General features: G+C 66.7%; 20 protein-coding genes. 7 read left to right on the top strand and 13 right to left on the bottom strand.

Annotated elements, in window-relative coordinates; all coding sequences use genetic code 11:
• Window position 1 precedes the first annotated feature (1 nt).
• From V7082_RS13595 to petA, 4 genes are all read right to left on the bottom strand, one after another.
• Complete coding sequence (locus V7082_RS13595) at window positions 2–877, bottom strand: S-methyl-5'-thioadenosine phosphorylase (RefSeq protein ID WP_334149388.1); 876 nt, start codon at window positions 875–877, stop codon at window positions 2–4.
• Between the two features lie 148 nt (window positions 878–1025).
• The gene (locus tag V7082_RS13590; RefSeq protein WP_334149386.1) at window positions 1026–1907 is read right to left on the bottom strand and encodes a cytochrome c1; all 882 of its coding nucleotides are present in this window, start codon (window positions 1905–1907) and stop codon (window positions 1026–1028) included.
• A gap of 16 nt (window positions 1908–1923) precedes the next feature.
• Window positions 1924–3204, bottom strand: coding sequence for a cytochrome b (locus tag V7082_RS13585; RefSeq protein ID WP_334149384.1), 1281 nt, complete (start codon window positions 3202–3204; stop codon window positions 1924–1926).
• A 13-nt stretch (window positions 3205–3217) separates the two neighbouring features.
• A complete protein-coding gene (petA, locus tag V7082_RS13580; protein ID WP_334149382.1) occupies window positions 3218–3790 on the bottom strand; it encodes a ubiquinol-cytochrome c reductase iron-sulfur subunit in 573 nt (190 codons plus the stop codon).
• Window positions 3791–4137: 347 nt separating this feature from the next.
• Between petA and V7082_RS13575 the strand changes: the two genes are divergently transcribed.
• Window positions 4138–4605, top strand: coding sequence for a tRNA (cytidine(34)-2'-O)-methyltransferase (locus tag V7082_RS13575; protein ID WP_334149381.1), 468 nt, complete (start codon window positions 4138–4140; stop codon window positions 4603–4605).
• A gap of 48 nt (window positions 4606–4653) precedes the next feature.
• Here V7082_RS13575 and V7082_RS13570 read toward each other — a convergent pair whose 3' ends face one another.
• From V7082_RS13570 to V7082_RS13535, 8 genes are all read right to left on the bottom strand, one after another.
• A complete protein-coding gene (locus V7082_RS13570) occupies window positions 4654–5223 on the bottom strand; it encodes a hypothetical protein (protein ID WP_334149380.1) in 570 nt (189 codons plus the stop codon).
• 126 nt (window positions 5224–5349) lie between these two features.
• Window positions 5350–6834 (bottom strand): Asp-tRNA(Asn)/Glu-tRNA(Gln) amidotransferase subunit GatB, encoded by a 1485-nt coding sequence (gene gatB, locus V7082_RS13565; RefSeq protein ID WP_334149379.1) that lies wholly within the window; start codon window positions 6832–6834, stop codon window positions 5350–5352.
• 24 nt (window positions 6835–6858) lie between these two features.
• Window positions 6859–7146, bottom strand: coding sequence for a hypothetical protein (locus V7082_RS13560; protein ID WP_334149378.1), 288 nt, complete (start codon window positions 7144–7146; stop codon window positions 6859–6861).
• Window positions 7143–7445, bottom strand: a complete 303-nt coding sequence (locus tag V7082_RS13555) for a chorismate mutase (protein WP_334149377.1) — start codon at window positions 7443–7445, stop codon at window positions 7143–7145. The genes V7082_RS13560 and V7082_RS13555 overlap by 4 nt, the downstream gene beginning before the upstream one ends.
• 34 nt (window positions 7446–7479) lie before the next feature.
• Window positions 7480–9006, bottom strand: a complete 1527-nt coding sequence (gene gatA / locus V7082_RS13550) for an Asp-tRNA(Asn)/Glu-tRNA(Gln) amidotransferase subunit GatA (RefSeq protein ID WP_334149376.1) — start codon at window positions 9004–9006, stop codon at window positions 7480–7482.
• 101 nt (window positions 9007–9107) lie between these two features.
• Window positions 9108–9383, bottom strand: coding sequence for a hypothetical protein (locus V7082_RS13545; protein ID WP_334149375.1), 276 nt, complete (start codon window positions 9381–9383; stop codon window positions 9108–9110).
• Window positions 9384–9414: 31 nt separating this feature from the next.
• A complete protein-coding gene (gatC, locus tag V7082_RS13540) occupies window positions 9415–9702 on the bottom strand; it encodes an Asp-tRNA(Asn)/Glu-tRNA(Gln) amidotransferase subunit GatC (RefSeq protein WP_334149374.1) in 288 nt (95 codons plus the stop codon).
• A gap of 145 nt (window positions 9703–9847) precedes the next feature.
• The gene (locus tag V7082_RS13535) at window positions 9848–12181 is read right to left on the bottom strand and encodes a fused MFS/spermidine synthase (RefSeq protein ID WP_334149373.1); all 2334 of its coding nucleotides are present in this window, start codon (window positions 12179–12181) and stop codon (window positions 9848–9850) included.
• A gap of 202 nt (window positions 12182–12383) precedes the next feature.
• Here V7082_RS13535 and ruvX point away from each other — a divergent pair, with 202 nt between their 5' ends.
• From ruvX to dprA, 4 genes are all read left to right on the top strand, one after another.
• Window positions 12384–12890 (top strand): Holliday junction resolvase RuvX, encoded by a 507-nt coding sequence (ruvX, locus tag V7082_RS13530; protein ID WP_334149372.1) that lies wholly within the window; start codon window positions 12384–12386, stop codon window positions 12888–12890.
• 500 nt (window positions 12891–13390) lie between these two features.
• Window positions 13391–13858 (top strand): MarR family winged helix-turn-helix transcriptional regulator, encoded by a 468-nt coding sequence (locus V7082_RS13525; RefSeq protein ID WP_334149371.1) that lies wholly within the window; start codon window positions 13391–13393, stop codon window positions 13856–13858.
• 384 nt (window positions 13859–14242) lie between these two features.
• Window positions 14243–14881, top strand: coding sequence for a glycerol-3-phosphate 1-O-acyltransferase PlsY (plsY, locus tag V7082_RS13520; RefSeq protein WP_442909791.1), 639 nt, complete (start codon window positions 14243–14245; stop codon window positions 14879–14881).
• On the top strand, window positions 14868–16043 hold the full coding sequence (dprA, locus tag V7082_RS13515; protein ID WP_334149367.1) for a DNA-processing protein DprA: 1176 nt from the start codon (window positions 14868–14870) through the stop codon (window positions 16041–16043). Before plsY ends, dprA begins: the two co-directional genes overlap by 14 nt.
• Window position 16044: 1 nt before the next feature.
• On the opposite strand, the gene V7082_RS13510 is transcribed toward dprA, so the two are convergent.
• A complete protein-coding gene (locus V7082_RS13510) occupies window positions 16045–16242 on the bottom strand; it encodes a hypothetical protein (RefSeq protein ID WP_334149365.1) in 198 nt (65 codons plus the stop codon).
• Between the two features lie 258 nt (window positions 16243–16500).
• Between V7082_RS13510 and V7082_RS13505 the strand changes: the two genes are divergently transcribed.
• Together V7082_RS13505 and groL are read left to right on the top strand one after the other, a co-directional pair.
• On the top strand, window positions 16501–16791 hold the full coding sequence (locus V7082_RS13505) for a co-chaperone GroES (RefSeq protein WP_334149363.1): 291 nt from the start codon (window positions 16501–16503) through the stop codon (window positions 16789–16791).
• A 113-nt stretch (window positions 16792–16904) separates the two neighbouring features.
• A partial coding sequence (gene groL, locus V7082_RS13500; protein ID WP_334149360.1) for a chaperonin GroEL occupies window positions 16905–18000 on the top strand: 1096 nt, incomplete at its 3' end.

The following is an 18000-nucleotide window of genomic DNA, read 5'->3' as shown; positions in this document are numbered from 1 at the left end:
ATTAGCGGCCGAGGACGCGCCCGGCTACGGCGTCGAGCTTGCGAACGAGGGAGGCGTCGCGCGCCTCGGGCGCGGTGATGATGGCCACGCCGAGAGCGCGGTCGGAGCCGATGGGGCATGGGGGATGCTGGCGCGGGAAATCGCGGGCAAGGCGCGCCACAAGGCGCTGTGCCTTCTCGGTATTCTCCTTCATGACGGCGACGATGGAGGCCACATCGACGTCGTCATGGTCGTCGTGCCAGCAGTCATAGTCCGTCACCATGGCGACGGTCGCGTAGCAGATCTCGGCCTCGCGGGCGAGCTTGGCTTCGGGCATGTTGGTCATGCCGATCACGTCCATGCCCCAGCTCCGGTAGAGGTTGCTCTCGGCACGGGTCGAGAACTGCGGCCCCTCCATGACGAGGTAGGTGCCGCCGCGCGTATAGACGATGCCTTCGCCCTGCGCCGCCTTCTCGACGGCGTCGACGAGCAACGGACTTACGGGATCGGCCACTGAGACGTGGGCCACGAGACCGGGGCCGAAGAAGCTCTTCTCGCGCGCGAAGGTGCGGTCGACGAACTGATCGACGAGCACGAAGTGGCCGGGCGCGAGGTCCTCGCGCAGCGAGCCGCAGGCCGAGACGGAGACCAGATCCGTCACGCCGGCCCGTTTCAGCGCGTCGATGTTGGCGCGGAAGTTGATTGCTGACGGCGGCACCGGATGGCCGCGTCCGTGGCGCGGCAGAAAGCGCACGGGAAGGCCTGCGATCTCGGCGAAAAGGATCTCGTCCGAGGGCGCGCCCCAGGGCGTCATCACCTTCTCCCAGCGCGGGTTCTCGAGGCCCGGCAAGTGATAGAAGCCGCTGCCGCCGATTATGCCGAGCACCGATCCAGCCATCTCCAGCCCTTCCTTTGCGCTGCGGCGCGGATCAGAGCACACACGGCTACGCCCTTGCAAACGCCTACGCCCTCGAGAAAAGGAAAAGGCCCGCGAGGGGCCTTTTGCGCGTCGTCTCTTTTCTTTTCCGCCAGGCCGGCGGGCAGCCTCAGTGCGGGATCTTCGACCACAGCGCACGCTTGCCGGCATAGAGCAGGACCGTCGTGATGAGGAGATACAGCATCACGAGCCAGCCGGTGTTCTTGCGTGTATTGAGCGACGGATCGGCGGCCCACGCGAGGAAGGCTGCGACGTCGCGCGCGTTCTGCTCGAGCGAACCGCTGCCGTCCTGGTAGGTGATGAAGCTGTCCTTCCCGAGCGGCGCCGGCATGGCGATCTGATGGCCGGGGAACGCCATGTTGTACTGCATGCCCTCCGCCAGCGTGAAGTCCGCCGGAGGTTCCTCGTAGCCCGTCAGCAGGGCGTAGAGGTAGTCCGGGCCGCCTTCCTGATAGCCGGTGGCGATGTCTCTCAGCATCGAGAACGGGTGTGCCCACCAGGTGCCGGTGTACTCGACGGCGCGCGCCTTGGCGACCAGCGACAGGTCCGGCGGCAGGGCGCCGTTCTGGCTCGCTCGCGCCTCGTTGTCGTTCCGGTAGGGGCCGAGGATCGGATCGAACGCCTTGGGCTCGCGCTCGAACATCTTGCCCTCGTTGTCCGGCCCGTCGATGATCTTGTTGGGCCACGACTGCGCGAGAGCCTTCACGGCCTCCTCCGGAAACTGCGGGCCGCCCGGCTCGAAGAGGTTGCGGAAACGCACCCGGCTGAGCCCGTGGCAGAAGGAGCAGCTCTCCTTGTAGATCTGGAAGCCGCGCTGCAGCTGCGCCGTATCGTACTGGCCGGTGAAACCGCCGAAGCTCCAGGTCTGGCGCTCAATGTGGGCGTGCCCACCCTCGGCGGCCAGCGCCGACGGAACAAGAGCCGACGGGGCGAAAGCCGCACCGATCGCGAGCGCAAGGGTTGCAAGAGAAGCGTTCTTCATGAATCGCATGGTTCGTTCCTCTCGCTCAGCGCGTCTCTGGGGCCGCGGCGGCGCCTTGGGGCGCTCCTCCGCCACCACTCGGCAGGACGGAAGCGGAGATGGACTTCGGCAACGGCTTCGGCGTCTCGATGAGACCGAGAATCGGCATCACGAGCAGGAAGTGCGCGAAGTAGTAGAACGTGAAGATACGCGACCAGATGACGTAGGCGCCCTCCGGCGGCTTGGCGCCGAGATAGCCGAGACCGAGGCAGGCGATGACGAGCAGCCAGAAGAACCACTTGTAGAGCGGGCGGTACTTGGCCGAGCGCACGCGGCTGGTATCGAGCCACGGCACGAACACCAGCACGACGATGGACGCGAACATCGCTATGACGCCGCCGAGCTTGGAGGGGATGGCGCGCAGGATGGCGTAGAACGGCAGGAAGTACCATTCCGGCACGATGTGCGGCGGCGTCACCAGGGGATTCGCCTCGACGTAGTTGTCGGCGTGCCCCAGGTAGTCGGGCAGGAAGAAGACGAACCAGGCGAAAAGCAACAGGAAGGCGAACAGGCCGACCGCGTCCTTCGCAATCGCGTAGGGGTACATCGGCACGGCGTCGGCCTTGGTCTTGATATCGAGGCCGGTCGGGTTGTTCTGCCCCGACACGTGAAGCGCCCAGATGTGCAGGATGACGAGGCCGGCCAGCACGAACGGCAGCAGGTAGTGCAGCGAGAAGAAGCGGTTCAGCGTAGTGCCGGACACCGAGTAGCCGCCCCACAGCCATTGGACGACGGCCGTGCCGACGCCGGAAATGATCTCGTTCAGTGACGAGAAGAGGTTGGTGATGACGGTCACGCCCCAGAAGCTCATCTGCCCCCACGGCAGCGCGTAGCCCATGAACGCCGTCGCCATCATGACCAGGAAGATCAGAACGCCGATGATCCAGAGCACCTCACGGGGCGCCTTGTAGGAGCCGTAGTAGAGGCCGCGGAAGATGTGGATATAGACGGCGATGAAGAACATCGACGCGCCGACGGCGTGGAAATTGCGGATCATCCAGCCGTAGTTGACGTCGCGGCGGATGGCTTCCACCGAATTGAACGCCTCTGCTGCGCTCGGCTGGTAGTGCATGGCGAGCACGACGCCCGTCATGATCTGGGCCGCGAGGCAGAAGGTCAGGATGCCGCCGAAGGTCCAGAGATAGTTGAGGTTGCGCGGCGTCGGAAAGTCGATCAACTGACCTTGCATGAGGCGCATGACCGGAAGCCGATCATCCCACCATTTGGCAAACGAGGATTTCGGCTCGTAGTTTGACGTATGGTCCATGTCCGGCGCCCCCTCAGCCGATCTTGATCTTGGTGTCGGACACGAACGCGTACGGCGGGACCTCGAGGTTCCGCGGCGCGGGTCCTTTGCGGATGCGTCCCGACGTATCGTAATGGGAGCCGTGGCACGGGCAGAACCAGCCGCCGAAGTCTCCACGGCTGTCGCCCATCGCCTGCCCCTTGGGGATGCAGCCCAGATGCGTGCAGATGCCGATGAGGATGAGCCAGTTGACCTTGCCGTCCTTGACGCGGTTCGCATCGAGCGCGGGCGTCGTCTCGGGCAGGAGATCGTTGCGGGCCGACTGGTCGGGGAGATCGGCGATAGCGACCGCCTCGGCCTCCTTGATTTCCTCGGGCGTGCGGTTGCGGATGAAGATGGGCTTGCCGCGCCACATGGCGGTGATGGCCTGGCCCTCCTTGACCGGAGACAGGTCGATCTCGACGGAAGCCAATGCCTGCGCGCCCGCGTCGGGGTTCATCTGCGCCACGAACGGCCATAGCGTGACCGCGGCGCCGACGGCGACGAACGCATTGCCGGCTATGACAAGGAAATCTCGGCGATCAGGATCTTCGACTTCGCTTGTCACGTGCCCCTCCAGTTTCGAGGATGTTTCCCTCGCGCGACGTGCCCCGCGCTCGGAGACAACGGCGGATCTCATTTCTGCTCGGCCCCTGCCGGTGCCATGCCGTCCGCGAGTTTCCGGTGGCAGACGAACCGGGAGAGACTCCCTTATCTTTCGAAGCACTAACCGAGGCCCGCCGTACACGCAAGAAGCGCCCGCCAAACGGCTGGCAATTTCCGCGCTTTTCGACGATCCGGATCCTGTCTCGATCGATGGCGCCGTTTTGACATCGAATGGGAAGCTGCTCAATACGGCTTCGATGCACGCGCCGGGGTCAAAGTGGCGCAGATCTTAGAACGCGGCGGTTTCCCATGCGCCTTGCTCTCTACCAGCCGGACATTCCGCAGAATACCGGAACCATTCTTCGTCTTTCGGCCTGCCTTGGTGTCGAAATCGATCTGATCGGACCGGCCGGCTTCGATTTCAGCGACAGGTCATTCCGGAGGGCTGGACTCGACTATTTGGAACATGCCGGCATGACGCGCCATGAAAGCTTCGCCGCGTTCGAGGCCCGGCTCGCGTCCGCCGCGCCCAAGTCGCGCCTCGTGCTGCTCACGACGCACGCGGCCGACCTCCACATCGATTTCGCGTTTCGCGCCGACGACGTGCTGCTGCTCGGGCGCGAGAGCGCCGGCGTGCCCGAGGCGGTGCACCGCCGTGCGGACGCGCGCGTGCGCATCCCGATGCGCACCGGCCTCCGATCCCTCAACATCGCCGTCGCGGCAGCGATGGTGCTTGGAGAGGCGCTCCGGCAGACGGACGGATTTCCGAAGACGTGAGGGCGCACCCGCGCTGCCGGCGTCGGAGCCGCGTTCGCAAACCGCTGCTCAGCCCTTGTTCAGCATCAGCGTGAGGCCGATCAGCGTCTCGCTGAAGAACTGAATCTCCACCATCTGACGCTTGTCCTTGACGATGATGTCCATGTTGGCCGAGAGCGCCGTGCCCTCCGTGCCCTTCACGGTGACGCGATAGCCGCGCGGGGTCACCTCTCCCTCGAGCACGCCATTCACATTGTACATGACCTCGTTCCACGCACCGGTGAGCTTTCCGTCGGCGTGGCGGACCTTACTCTTGACCTCGATCTTGCCGCTCGCGGAGGCGCAGCGGATGGTCTGGTTCAGCTCGTTGCCGCCCTCGCCCTCAATGAAATAGGTGGCGCGGCATTTCACGTCCTCGGTCTTGCCGTCTTTGAAGCGCAGGCGTCCGATGCCGCCCCACCAGCCATCGAGGCTCGCGAACGGGCCGACCGACTGCGGCGCGGCGTCGGCCGACGGCACAACGGCCGCCAGGGCGACAAGGGCCATCGCGGCGGCGGCCGTCGCACCGCGCGCAAGACTGCGCGCAATCGTCAGTTTGCGCGCAGTCTTGCGCGCGGTCGTCGTCAAAAGGCGGCTCATGCGGTCCCCGCGCCCTTTCGCCCGAATCCCTGCCGGGCCAGCTTGCCGTGGCGCCTCCGGCTTGCAACAGGCGCCGTCTCCCGGATGGCGGATCTCGAGGCGCCTGTGTCGGTGGCGCCTCACAGGCTAGAGCCCGAGCTTCTTCTTCAGAATCCCGTTCACGGCGGCGGGGTTGGCCTTGCCGCCGGTGGACTTCATCACCTGGCCGACGAACCAGCCGAGCATCGACGGCTTGGCCTTGGCCTGCTCCACCTTGTCGGGGTTGGCGGCGATGATGTCGTCGACGGCCTTCTCGATGGCGCCGGTGTCGGTCACCTGCTTCATGCCGCGGGCTTCGACGATCACGGCCGGATCACCGCCCTCGGTCCAGAGGATCTCGAACAGGTCCTTCGCGATCTTGCCGGAGATGGTGCCGGCGGAGATGAGATCGATGAGGCCGCCGAGCTGAGCCGCCGAGACCGGCGAATGGGCGATGTCGCGGCCTTCCTTGTTCAGGCGCCCGAACAGCTCGTTGATGACCCAATTCGCCGAAAGCTTTCCATCGCGGCCCTTTGCAACCGCTTCGAAGAAATCGGCATTCGCGCGCTCGGCGACGAGAACGGTCGCGTCGTAGGCCGAGAGACCATAGTCCTTCGCGAAGCGGGCGCGCTTCTCGTCGGGCAGCTCCGGCAGGTGCCGCGCGAGATCGTCGACATAGCCCTGGTCGAACTCGAGCGGCAGCAGGTCGGGATCGGGGAAGTAGCGGTAGTCGTGCGCTTCCTCCTTGCTGCGCATGGACCGCGTCTCGCCCTTCACGGGATCGAAGAGCCGCGTTTCCTGGTCGATGGTGCCGCCGTCCTCGATGATGTCGATCTGGCGGCGCGCCTCGACCTCGATGGCCTGGCCGATGAAGCGAATGGAGTTGACGTTCTTGATCTCGCAGCGCGTGCCGAGGGGGCCGCCGGGCTTACGCACCGAGACGTTCACGTCCGCGCGAAGGTTGCCCTTCTCCATATCGCCGTCGCAGGTGCCGAGGTAGCGCAGAATGGTCCGGAGCTTGGTGACGTAGGCCTGCGCCTCCCTGGACGAGCTCATGTCCGGCTTCGACACGATCTCCATCAGCGCGACGCCCGAGCGGTTGAGGTCGACGAACGAATAGTCCGGGCTCTGGTCGTGGATCGACTTGCCGGCGTCCTGCTCGAGGTGCAAGCGCTCGATGCCGACGCGCTTCGTGTCGCCGTCCACGTCGATCTCGATCTCGCCCTCGCCGACAATCGGCTGCTTGTACTGGCTTATCTGATAGCCCTGGGGCAGGTCCGGGTAGAAGTAGTTCTTGCGGTCGAAGACGCTCTTGAGGTTGATTTCCGCCCTGAGGCCGAGCCCGGTGCGGACGGCCTGCGCGATGCATTCCTCGTTAATGACGGGCAGCATGCCGGGCATCGCGGCATCGACCAGCGAGACGTGGCTGTTCGGCGCCGCGCCGAACGCCGTCGACGAGCCCGAGAACAGCTTCGAGGCGGAGGCGACCTGGGCGTGCACCTCCATGCCGACCACGACCTCCCAGTCGCCGGTCGCCCCCGGGATCAGGTTGCTCGTCTTGCCCTTGCCGCCGCTCGTCGCCGTGTTCTGCATGGTCTCGTTCCTTGACGTGCAAGCTCAGCGCTTGCGAAATGCATAGCCCAGTCCGGCCCAGAGCAAGCCGAACACGAGCTGCAGCATGAAGATCGCCGCTTCGCCGCCGATGGCGTGGATGGCGAACAGGCCGACCTGGCCGCCGATCCAGTAGAGAATGAATCCAGCGAGAGATGCGGCGAAAGCGGCCACGAGAAGCTTCTGCCACTGGTCGGCAGCCCGGCCCATCAGCAGCGCCACGACGATCACCGCCGGATTGACGGCAGCCAGCAGGATCAGCGTCATCGGGTCGAACGAGTTGATCGCGATCATTCCCGCGGCCCGCCGCTGCTTGCTTCCTGCTTGCGAAGCTTCTCCTCCTCGTACTGCACGAACCAGCCGATCATGTTGCGCCACTGCGCGCCGACCATCTCGATCATCTCCACCGGCAACCCGCGCTGGCGCGCCTGGGTCTTGACCTTGTCGATCACCTGCTGGATGCGCCAGGGGACGTGTGCCTCGGCCGGGTTCTTCTTGAGCTGCCAGGCGCGCTCCACATAGCCGAAGCGTTCCGCAATGAGATCGACGAGCGCCGCATCGATGCGGTCGATCTCATCGCGGATCTGGCTCATGTCCGCGCATTCTGAGGGACGTCTTGGATCCATCTCACTCGCCTCCGGACTTCTGCGTGGCGCCAACCGCCGCCGTCGGCGCGCCAAGCCACCACCGCTCGGCCACGATGAAGCGGCCGGCCGCATCCTCGATCGCCTGCGCGGCGCGGAACAGCGTCGCCTCGTCGAACGGCTTGCCGATGAGCTGCAGGCCGAGGGGCGTGCCTTCCGTGGAGAGCCCCGCCGGCACCGAGATGCCGGGCAGGCCCGCCATGTTCACCGTCACCGTGAAGATGTCCTCGAGATACATCGCGATCGGATCGCCGGATTTCTCGCCGAAGGCGAAGGCCGGCGACGGCGTGGTCGGCGTCAGGACCACGTCGACGTCGCTCCAGGCCGCGTCGAAGTCGCGCTTGATCAACGTGCGGATCTTCTGCGCCTTGAGGTAGTAGGCATCGTAGTAGCCGGCCGAGAGCACGTAGGTGCCGATCAGGATGCGCCGGCGCACTTCCTTGCCGAAGCCCGCCCTCCGCGTGTTCTCGTAGGTATCGATCACGTCGTTGCCGGGGACGCGCAGGCCGTAGCGCACGCCGTCGTAGCGGGCGAGGTTCGAGGAGGCTTCGGCGGGAGCGACGATGTAATAGGCGGGCAGCGCGTATTTCGTGTGCGGCAGGCTGATCTCGCGGATCGTGGCGCCTGCGGCTTTCAGCCATTCGATGCCCCGGGTCCAGAGCGCGTCGATCTCCTTCGACATCCCCTCGACGCGGTATTCCTTCGGCACGCCGACGCGCAGTCCCTTGACGCCCTGGGCGAGTGCTGCCTCGTAGTCGGGCACCGGCGCGTCGACCGAGGTCGAATCCTTCGGATCGTGGCCTGCCATGGTGCCGAGCATGATCGCCGCATCGCGCACGGTCTTGGCGATGGGGCCGACCTGGTCCAGCGACGAGGCGAAGGCGACGATGCCCCAGCGCGAGCAGCGCCCGTAGGTCGGCTTGATGCCGACGGTGCCGGTCAACGCCGCCGGCTGACGGATGGAGCCGCCCGTGTCGGTCGCGGTGGCGGCGAGGCAGAGCCCGGCCGCGACGGCGGCGGACGAGCCGCCGGACGAGCCACCCGGCACGAGCTTGTCGGCCTTGCCGTTGCGTCGCCACGGCGAGACGACGGGGCCGAAGGCGCTGGTCTCGTTGGACGAGCCCATGGCGAACTCGTCATTGTTGAGCTTGCCCAGCATCACCGCGCCGGCGTTCCAAAGGTTCTGGCCGACCGTCGATTCATAGGTCGGCTTGAAATCGTCGAGGACCCTCGAGCAGGCCGTGGTGCGGATGCCGCGGGTGCAGAAGAGGTCCTTGTTGCCGAGCGGAAGCCCCTCGAGCGGACGGGCCTCGCCGCTGGCGAGACGCGCGTCCGCCGCCTTCGCCTGGGCGCGGGCGTGGTCCGGCGTCTCCAGCACGTAGGCGTTGATGGCCGGGTTCCCCGCCTTGATCGCCGCGATGTGCGCTTCCGTCAGCTCGGTCGCCGAGAAGCTTTTCTTTTTCAGCCCGTCGCGCGCTTCGGCCAGCGTCAGGCGCGTCAAATCACTCACGTCCGGTTTTCCTTCTTGGCGTCGTGCATTTCAAAGCTGTCCCCGCTCTCGCCGGAGCCAGCGCGATCGGAGCGGGATGCATTCGATCTCCCCGGCCCCCCTCAGACCGAGCGGGCCCTCTCGGCTTCGGCACGCGCCTTGTTCATGTGATAGCTGCGGCGCGAGTAATAGAGGCTCACCAGGCCGAACAGGATCGACAGCGGCGCGTTCGCCTGCTCCGCGAGGTCGCGAGCGCGCAGGAGATAGGCCGGCGTATCGCTCACCGCCTGCGGCGAGAGCGAGCGGGCGCCGGAGCTCCCCTCCTCCTTCGGCACGGCGAGGACCAGAAGGCCGGTCGCGATCAGCGCCACGGCAAGCAACGCGAATATCTTGGACATCTCCGGATCTCCGCCTTCCTCGACTTCCAGACTACTCCACGACCTTGGGGACGACAAAATAGTGGTCGTCGACCATCGGCGCGTTGCGCACGATGTCGTCGGCGATGCCGCCATCCGTCACGCGATCCTCGCGCTTCTTGAGCTTCTGGGCCACGACGCGCGTCATGGGCTCGACGTCGGACGTGTCGACCTCGCCCAACTGCTCGACCCAGTTCAGGATCTGCGACAGCTCGGATTCGAGGCTTTTGGCCTCCTCGTCGGTGATCTTGATGCGGGCGAGGCGCGCGATGCGCCGCACGGTCTTCTCGTCAACCTGCATGGGTCCTGCTCAGAACAAAGAGAGACGGGCGGCCGAGGCGCCGCGCGTCCCTCATAGCGGGCCCGCCCCAGGCGCGCAACAGCGGGCGGACGTGCCTGATCGCGCGCCCTTGCGGGACGCGGGCGGCCGCATGTCCGGGGGGCGCTCAATGCAGGTGGCGGTATTGCGCGAGGAAGGGGCCCAGGACATCGGAGAAATCGTCCGTCCAGGGCCGGACCTCGGGCGCCACGAGGTCGCGGGCTCCGGGGATGATCCGGAACCGCTCGACGGCCTGCCGGCTCTTTCCGAAGACGACGACAGTCGAGCTGGTCACGGCGTAGCTGTCATCCTTCGACGGATCGACGATCGTCAGGGCGTGCAATCCGTCGAGGGTCGGGAACGTCGCGGCCAGAACCTGCTCGAGGTCGAGGTAGCGGTTCGAAATGTGGAGCACGACGGCGCCCTCGGGCTTCACCTTCGAGGCATAGACGCGGAGCGCCTCGGCCGTCAGCAGATGCACGGGAATGGCATCCGACGAGAACGCATCGACGATCAGAAGGTCGAAGCTTTCGTCGGGCTCGCCGGCGAGCGTGAGACGGGCATCACCGAGCACGATGCGGGCATCGGGCAGGCAGTTAGCGAGGTAGGTGAATTTCTTCGAGTTGGCGATGGACACGACGACGGGATCGATCTCGAAGAAGGTCCACGTCTCGCCCGCCGACGCATGGCAGGCGAGCGAGCCCGCGCCGAGCCCGACGACGCCGAAGCTCGGCTCGACGCGCGCCGCGGCGGCCAGCATGCTGGTCAGGCGCACGGCGGATCCCATGGGGCCGCGCGCATGGTAATAGGTGGCCGGCTGGATGTCGGCGACGAGGTTCCCGCGCTTGTCGCGGATGCGCTGCGCGCCGTGCAACGTCGTGCCGTGCTGCAGGACGTTGAACTCGCCGTCGCTCGACTGGATCACGCGATAGACGCCGAAATAGCTGCGCTCCGCGTTGCCCCTGTGCACGCCCGACGGCAGGATGACGACGGCCATGTAGAGCGCCATTGCGGCAATGAGCATGTGCGGGGGGTAGCGCCACGCCAGGAGCGCTGCCAGCGCGAATACCGCCGCGATTGCGGCGGTCGATCCCCAGCCGCGGAAGTCGATCTGATACGCCGACGCCAGCGCCGGCCCCCAGTGGATCAGCGCGGCCGCGGCGGCCGCGAGCGCGAGCAGCAGGACCAGCGACCGCCGGCTCTCGTCGCGGAGGTCGAGCGCGCCGGGGCGACAGGCAAAGCTCAGCGCGAGCAGCAGCGGGTATTCGAAAACCTCGGCGAAGATCTGGGGCGCGACCAGGGCCGCGAAGATGCCGCCCAAGACGCCGCCCACCGACATCCACAGGTAGAACTCGGTCAGGTGACGCGCGTCGGGCCGCGACTCATAAAGCGTGCGATGGGCGACGAGCGTGGCGGTGACGAAGGCGGCGACACCGAAGCCTGCCGCATAGAACCATGTCTCCTTCTCCGTCTGCGCAAGCTGCAGAAGGGCGAGGGTCACCGCGACCGCGTGCAGCGTCAGCAGGACCGGGCGCGGGATCAGGGCGCGCTCGCGGAACACGACGACGAACGTGGCGAGATAGAGCGCCAGCGGGATCACCCAGACCAGCGGCGCGGATGCGACGTCGGTCGCCACATGGGTCGTGAAGGCCGTGAGCAGGGCCGACGGGACGAAGGCCAGCCCCAGCCACCCTGCGCGGGCGCGCCAGTCGGGCCGTGACTGGAGGCGTGGGGCGGCGCCGGAGGAGCGCGAGGACGGCGGGACGGAAAGCGCATCAGCCCGCGCGCCAGCGGACGTCCTCACGGCCAGGAAGCATGCGGCAATCGCGAGCGCGAGGACGGCGAACCCTGCCGTCCACCAGCTCGCCAGCGCCCTGAGGCCGAGCGCCGGCTCGAACAGAAACGGGTAGCCAAGCAGCGCCAGCAGGCTGCCGACGTTCGATGCGGCATAAAGGAAATAGGGGTCGGCGCTGTCCTTGTGTCCGGCCCTTGCGAACCAGGCCTGCAGCAACGGCGCGTTGGCCGAGATGGCCACGAACGGGAGGCCGATGGCGACGGTGAAAAGCCCGAGTTGCCAGAAGTAGGGATCCTGCAAGGGCGGCGCGGTCCAGCCCGCCGGAATGGCGATGGGAAGGCTCAGAAACGCCAGCGCGGACACGGCCAGGTGGATGTAGCCGGCCGAGGATGCCGGCGCATAGCGGACGAGCAGATGCGCATAGGCGTAGCCGGCGAGCAGCGCGCCTTGAAAGAACAGCAGCGCCACCGCCCAGACGGACGGCGCACCGCCCAAGAGCGGCAGCACCATCTTGGCGAACATCGGCTGGATGAAGAACAGGAGGAAGGACGAGACGAACGTCGTGGCCGTGAACAGCCACAACAGTGCCCCCGCGGAACGGACAGGCGCCGCCCGGCCGCCGGCAGGTCGATGGTCCGGAAGGCCGGCGTCGCCCGTCGTTGTCACGTTTCCCCCTGGCTTGGGCCTTGTCTTAAGCAGGCCATCCGGCGCTCCGGATCCCGTCGCCGCGGGACCATAGACGGGTCGGCGTGCCGTGTCAGGGGCTTCGTTGGCGGTCGCCCCGGCCCCATCCTCCATCCGAGCCCCGCTCGCCACCGGCGCCGTTGGCCGTATAGTGGCGCATGATCGATTCCGAGACCATCCCGACATGACCGGCAACGCTCCCCCCACGCCCGACCTACGCGGCGTCACGCTCGACGACGCTGCCGTGTTCGCCGCGCTCCTGGGGCCCGGACGGCTCATCGGGATCGATGCGGGCAGCAAGACGCTCGGGCTCGCGCTCAGCGACGTCACGCGCTCCATCGCTTCCGCGCTCGAGACCATCCGGCGCACGAAGTTCAGAGACGATGCGAAGCGCCTGCTCGATCTCGCGGGCGAGCATGCCGTTCAGGGCTTCGTGCTGGGGTTTCCTGCCAATCTCGACGGCAGCGAGGGTCCGCGGGCACAGGCGACGCGTGCTTTCGCGCGCAACCTCAACGCGCTTTCGGCGCTTCCCATCCTACTGTGGGACGAGCGGCTGACGACGGCCGAGGCCGAACGCATGCTGATCGCCGCCGATACGAGCCGCAGACGCCGTGCCGACGTGATCGACAAGCTTGCCGCGACGCTGATCCTGCAAGGGGCGCTCGACCGGATGCGCCGTCTCGCCCCCTGAGCCAAGCTGCCGCCCAGGGGCGCCGGCGGCGTTCCGTTCTCATACCGGTCAAACCAGGGTCGCACGCGCGCCGTATTGATCGCGAACGTATGCGTCGACGCATGACCGCTCCTGCGTCACGGTCGCGATGTCGCCGCGCCGGCGTTCGCGCAATGCGCGCGCACGTCCGGCGTGCGCAACAAGGGAGTTTTTTTGTTGCCGAACGGCGGAAACGAGGAACCGGCGCGCCGGGCCGGCATTAGGTGTTAGCCATCCACGCGGGGAACACACACGGACGGCAAAATGCGTACACCCCCTGTCTGCGTGCGGTTCAATGGAGAGCAGGCATGATCAATGGGCAGACCTGCCGTGTGCGCCGTTATCTTTCGCTCCATTCAAGGACGCGTATAGCTTGCACACGGTCGAATGCGCCTCCGCAGGCCGGGAGACGACTGCACACGTCTTCCGCAGGGGACCGGGTCATCGGGAACAACAACGCGAGCAAGAGGACATGATGGCGAATGAAACATGAGAACGGTGACGACAGAGCGTCGTCGGCCCTGCATCTGCTGCACAGAGCCGGCCAATGCGCGGACGAGATGTTTGCGGTCAGCGTCGGCGAGGCCGGCCTGACGCCCCGGCAGTTCGCCGTGATGCGGGCGATCGCCAACAGCGAAGAGCCGAGCCAGACCACGCTCGTGGAACGGACGGGGATCGATCGCTCGACGATGGCCGACATCGTGCGGCGGCTGACCTCGCGCGGGCTCGTCCAGCGCCGGCGCACGCGACGGGACGCGCGCCGCTATGCGGTGCGCCTGACGGACAAGGGCGAAAGCGCGTTGCGCCTTGCGGAGCCCGCCGCACGCTCGACGGACGAGAAGATCCTGGCCGCCCTCGCGCCGACGCAGCGCGACGCGTTTCTGCGCTCGCTGTCGCGCATCGTCATGGCGGTCGAGCCGGACGGCGCCGCACGCAACGGACGGAGCTAGGCCGTGACCTCGTGCGCCAGCGATCGGGCGCTGCGCACGCCGATGCACGCCAAGCTCCCTCCGCCCCCTCTGCCGCCACCGTAACGGGCGGCATCGAGACCGAAGCGGCCGGGATGGCCGCTCCCTCCTTCTCGCAAAGATGCGTGCCATATGCGCGCCAAGCCGCGTGCATCCTGTGACGTGCGGCGCCTCTCCTGCCGTCCGATCTTCCCGTTGCCGGATCTCAACTCTGCCACTAGCCTGTCCGCCTCACAGTCGCGGGGCTGACAGACGGCATCGGTCATGATCAAGGTTTACAGTGTTCTTGCGGGTCTCGCTCTCGCCGGCTTGCTCAACGGCGTCCCGGCCGCGACGGCCGCCCTCATCGGCGCGACCGGCGAGACGATGCTGGTTCCGGCGCCGCTCTCGGCCGCCGACACCGCGCTCGCCCTCCTTCTCCCGTCCGCGATCGGCTACGCCCTGGGATCCATCCCGTTCGGCCTCCTGCTCACCCGCCTTGCAGGGCTCGGCGACATCCGCTCCATCGGATCGGGAAACATCGGCGCGACCAACGTGCTGCGCACGGGGCACAAGGGGCTCGCCGCTCTGACGCTGCTTCTGGACGCCCTCAAGGGCGTGCTGGCCGTGCTTGCCGGCCATGCCGTCGGAGCCCGCTTCGGGCTTGCGGTCGACGGCGGCCTGATCGCGGGGCTCGCCGCATTCGTAGGTCACATCTTCCCGGTCTGGCTCGGCTTCAAGGGCGGCAAGGGTGTTGCGACCTATATCGGCGTCATCGGCGCCCTGGCCTGGCCCGGCGCGGCGATCTTCTGCGCCGTCTGGCTCGCGGCGGCGGTGCTGACGCGCTATTCATCCGCCTCGGCCCTCGCCGCGAGCCTGATCGCGCCCGTGGGCCTGTTCGCGCTCGGCTACGTTCCGGAGGCGCTGCTCTCGCTTCTGATGACGATGCTCCTGCTCTGGAAGCACGAGGCCAATATCCGGCGGCTGCTCAGAGGGGAGGAGCCCAGGATCGGTGCCAAAGCCTGACGCGCCCCACCTGTTCACGGCTGCGCCGCTGCCCGTTTCCGTCCTCGACGACGAGGAGCGCCTCGCGTGCCTGCGCCTGATCCGGTCGGCACAGGTCGGGCCGGCGACGTTTCGCGAGCTGATCAATCATTACGGAGGCGCCAAACAGGCGCTGGCCGCGTTGCCCAGGCTTCAGGCCCGCGCCGGCGGGCGAGCGGTCCGCATCTGCCCGGAAGCCGACGCGGAAGCCGAGCTTCGGGCTGCCCGCAAGGCGGGCGCCACGGCGGTGTTCACCATCGAGCCGGGATATCCACCCGCCCTCGCGGCGATCGACGCGCCGCCGCCGATGCTCTACGTGAAGGGACGCACGGAGCTTCTCACCCGCCCCGCTGTCGCGATCGTCGGATCGCGCCTTGCGTCGGCGGCCGGGCTCAAGCTTGCGCGCACCTTCGCCCGCGCGCTCGCGGAGACGGGGCTCGTCATCGTCTCGGGGCTGGCGCGTGGCATCGATGCGGCGGCTCACGAAGCGAGCCTGGACCACGGCACGGTTGCGGTGCTTGCCGGCGGTGTCGACGTCGTCTATCCGCCGGAGCACGCGAGGCTGCAGGAGCGCATCGGCGAGACCGGCTGCCTCGTCACGGAGCAGCCGCCGGGGTTCGCACCGCGCGCCAAGGACTTTCCGCGGCGCAATCGTCTCGTCTCCGGGATTTCGCTCGGGGTTCTCGTCGTCGAGGCCGCGCGCCGCTCGGGCACGCTCGTCACGGCCCGTTTCGCAGGCGAGCAAGGGCGCGAGGTGTTCGCCGTGCCCGGCCATCCTCTCGATCCGCGCGCCGAAGGCACCAACCAGCTCCTGAAGTCGGGGGCGAGCCTTACGACCGAGCCGCAGGATGTGCTCACAGCCCTTGCCCCGCAGCTCGCGCGCGGCGTCCCGGGTCTCTTCGAGACGGAGACCGGATTCGCCTCCCGCCCGCCCTCCGATCCCTCGCCGGCCCGGCCGATGCCGGGAGAGGCGGAGCGCGAGCGCGTCCTTGCCGTGCTGGGAGCGCATCCCGTCGATATCGACGAGATCGTGCGCGCAACCGATCTCGAGGCGAGGGAGGTGCGCATCCTGCTCATGGAACTTGATCTGGCAGGGGAAATCGTACGGCACGGCAACCAGCTCGTTTCACGCGCCATTCGGTAGATCAGCGGCTATCTTTGGACCGCAACTCCGCCTCCGTGTGCGCCAAATCCAAGAACCCTTCCAATGTCGGCTGCCGGCAGGCGCCCGCCATCTTAGTCAACTCACGCAACAGATCCGAGATATATTGGAGCTGCTCTCTCTTATTCTTGGTATGCTCCAATGAGATCGCATTTTCCTGCGTGTCTTTCGTCTTGCGCACGGCAAGATCTCCCGTCTTCCAATTGGAATCTCTTATTTTTTGCGCGTTACTTTTGAAATTCCAACTAAGGCTAGCGCTTCTATGTCCGGTTGTAAATATTCATTTGTACGTTCTGAAATTGTGAGTGCACGCGCGCCTTGACCGCTGCCGGGGTGCCTCTTAGAACACGAACGCGGTTGGCACTCGCGCCGTCAAAGTGCCAAGTCATCCTGCGCGTCGAGCGCGCACCACAAGCCCTTATCGGAGTTCGAAAATTCCATGCAGTTCAGACCCCTGCACGATCGCGTCGTCATCCGCCGCGTGGACAGCGAGACCAAGACGTCCGGCGGCATCATCATCCCCGACACCGCTGCCGAGAAGCCCCAGCAGGGCGAGGTGCTCGCCGCCGGCCCCGGCACGCGCGACGAGACGGGTAAGCTGGTGCCGCTCGATATCAAAGCGGGCGACAAGGTGCTGTTCGGCAAGTGGAGCGGCACGGAAGTGAAGATCGATGGCCAGGATGTCCTCATCATGAAGGAGAGCGACATCATGGGCGTCATCGAGAAGTAGCGCCGCCGCATCCGTCCCGGGCCTCCCCCGACGCAGGCCCTCTCCCCTGACGAACAGGCCTCGACCGCTCGAGGCCCTGATCTTTTCCGTCCCTTCAACCGGAGCCCGCCCTCATGGCCGCCAAAGACGTCCGCTTTTCCACCGATGCTCGCGACAAGATCCTGCGCGGCGTGGATATCCTCGCCAACGCCGTCAAAGTGACGCTTGGCCCCAAGGGCCGTAACGTCGTCATCGAGAGAAGCTTCGGTGCGCCGCGCACCACGAAGGATGGCGTGACGGTCGCCAAGGAGATCGAGCTCGAGGACAAGCTCGAGAACATGGGCGCGCAGATGGTGCGGGAGGCCGCCCAGAAGACCAACGATCTCGCGGGCGACGGAACGACGACCGCCTGCGTGCTGACCCAGGCCATCGTGCGCGAAGGCCTCAAGGCGGTCGCGGCCGGAATGAGCCCGATGGACCTCAAACGCGGCATCGATCAGGCCGTCGCGGAGGTGGTCGCCGAGATCGCCAAGAAGTCGAAGAAGGTCAAGAACTCCGCTGAGATCGCCCAGGTCGGCACCATCTCCGCCAACGGCGAGCGCGCGATCGGCGAGATGATCGCGGAAGCGATGCAGAAGGTCGGCAACGAGGGCGTCATCACGGTCGAGGAGGCCAAGAGCCTCGAGACCGAGCTCGACGTCGTCGAGGGCATGCAGTTCGACCGCGGCTACCTCTCGCCCTACTTCATCACCAACGCCGATAAGATGACCGTCGAGCTGGACGACCCTTACATCCTCATCCACGAGAAGAAGCTCTCCGGCCTGCAGCCGCTGCTGCCGGTGCTTGAGGCCGTGGTGCAGACCGGCAAGCCGCTGCTCATCATCGCCGAAGAGGTCGAGGGCGAGGCGCTCGCCACGCTGGTCGTCAACAAGCTGCGCGGCGGCCTCAAGATCGCCGCCGTCAAGGCTCCGGGCTTCGGCGACCGCCGCAAGGCCATGCTCGAGGACATCGCCGTGCTGACCAAGGGCCAGACCATCAGCGAGGACCTCGGCATCAAGCTCGAGACGGTCACGCTCGACATGCTGGGCCGCGCCAAACGCGTTACCATCACCAAGGACGACACGGTGATCGTCGACGGCGGCGGCAAGAAGAAGGAGATCGAGGCCCGCGTCTCCCAGATCAAGGCGCAGATCGAGGAGACGACCTCGGACTACGACCGCGAGAAGCTGC

The organism is Hyphomicrobium sp. (genome assembly GCF_036833075.1).
Classification (GTDB): domain Bacteria; phylum Pseudomonadota; class Alphaproteobacteria; order Rhizobiales; family Hyphomicrobiaceae; genus Hyphomicrobium_C.
The sequence above is the reverse complement of the archived record's forward strand: the minus strand, read 5'-3'. Positions and strand labels throughout refer to the sequence as shown.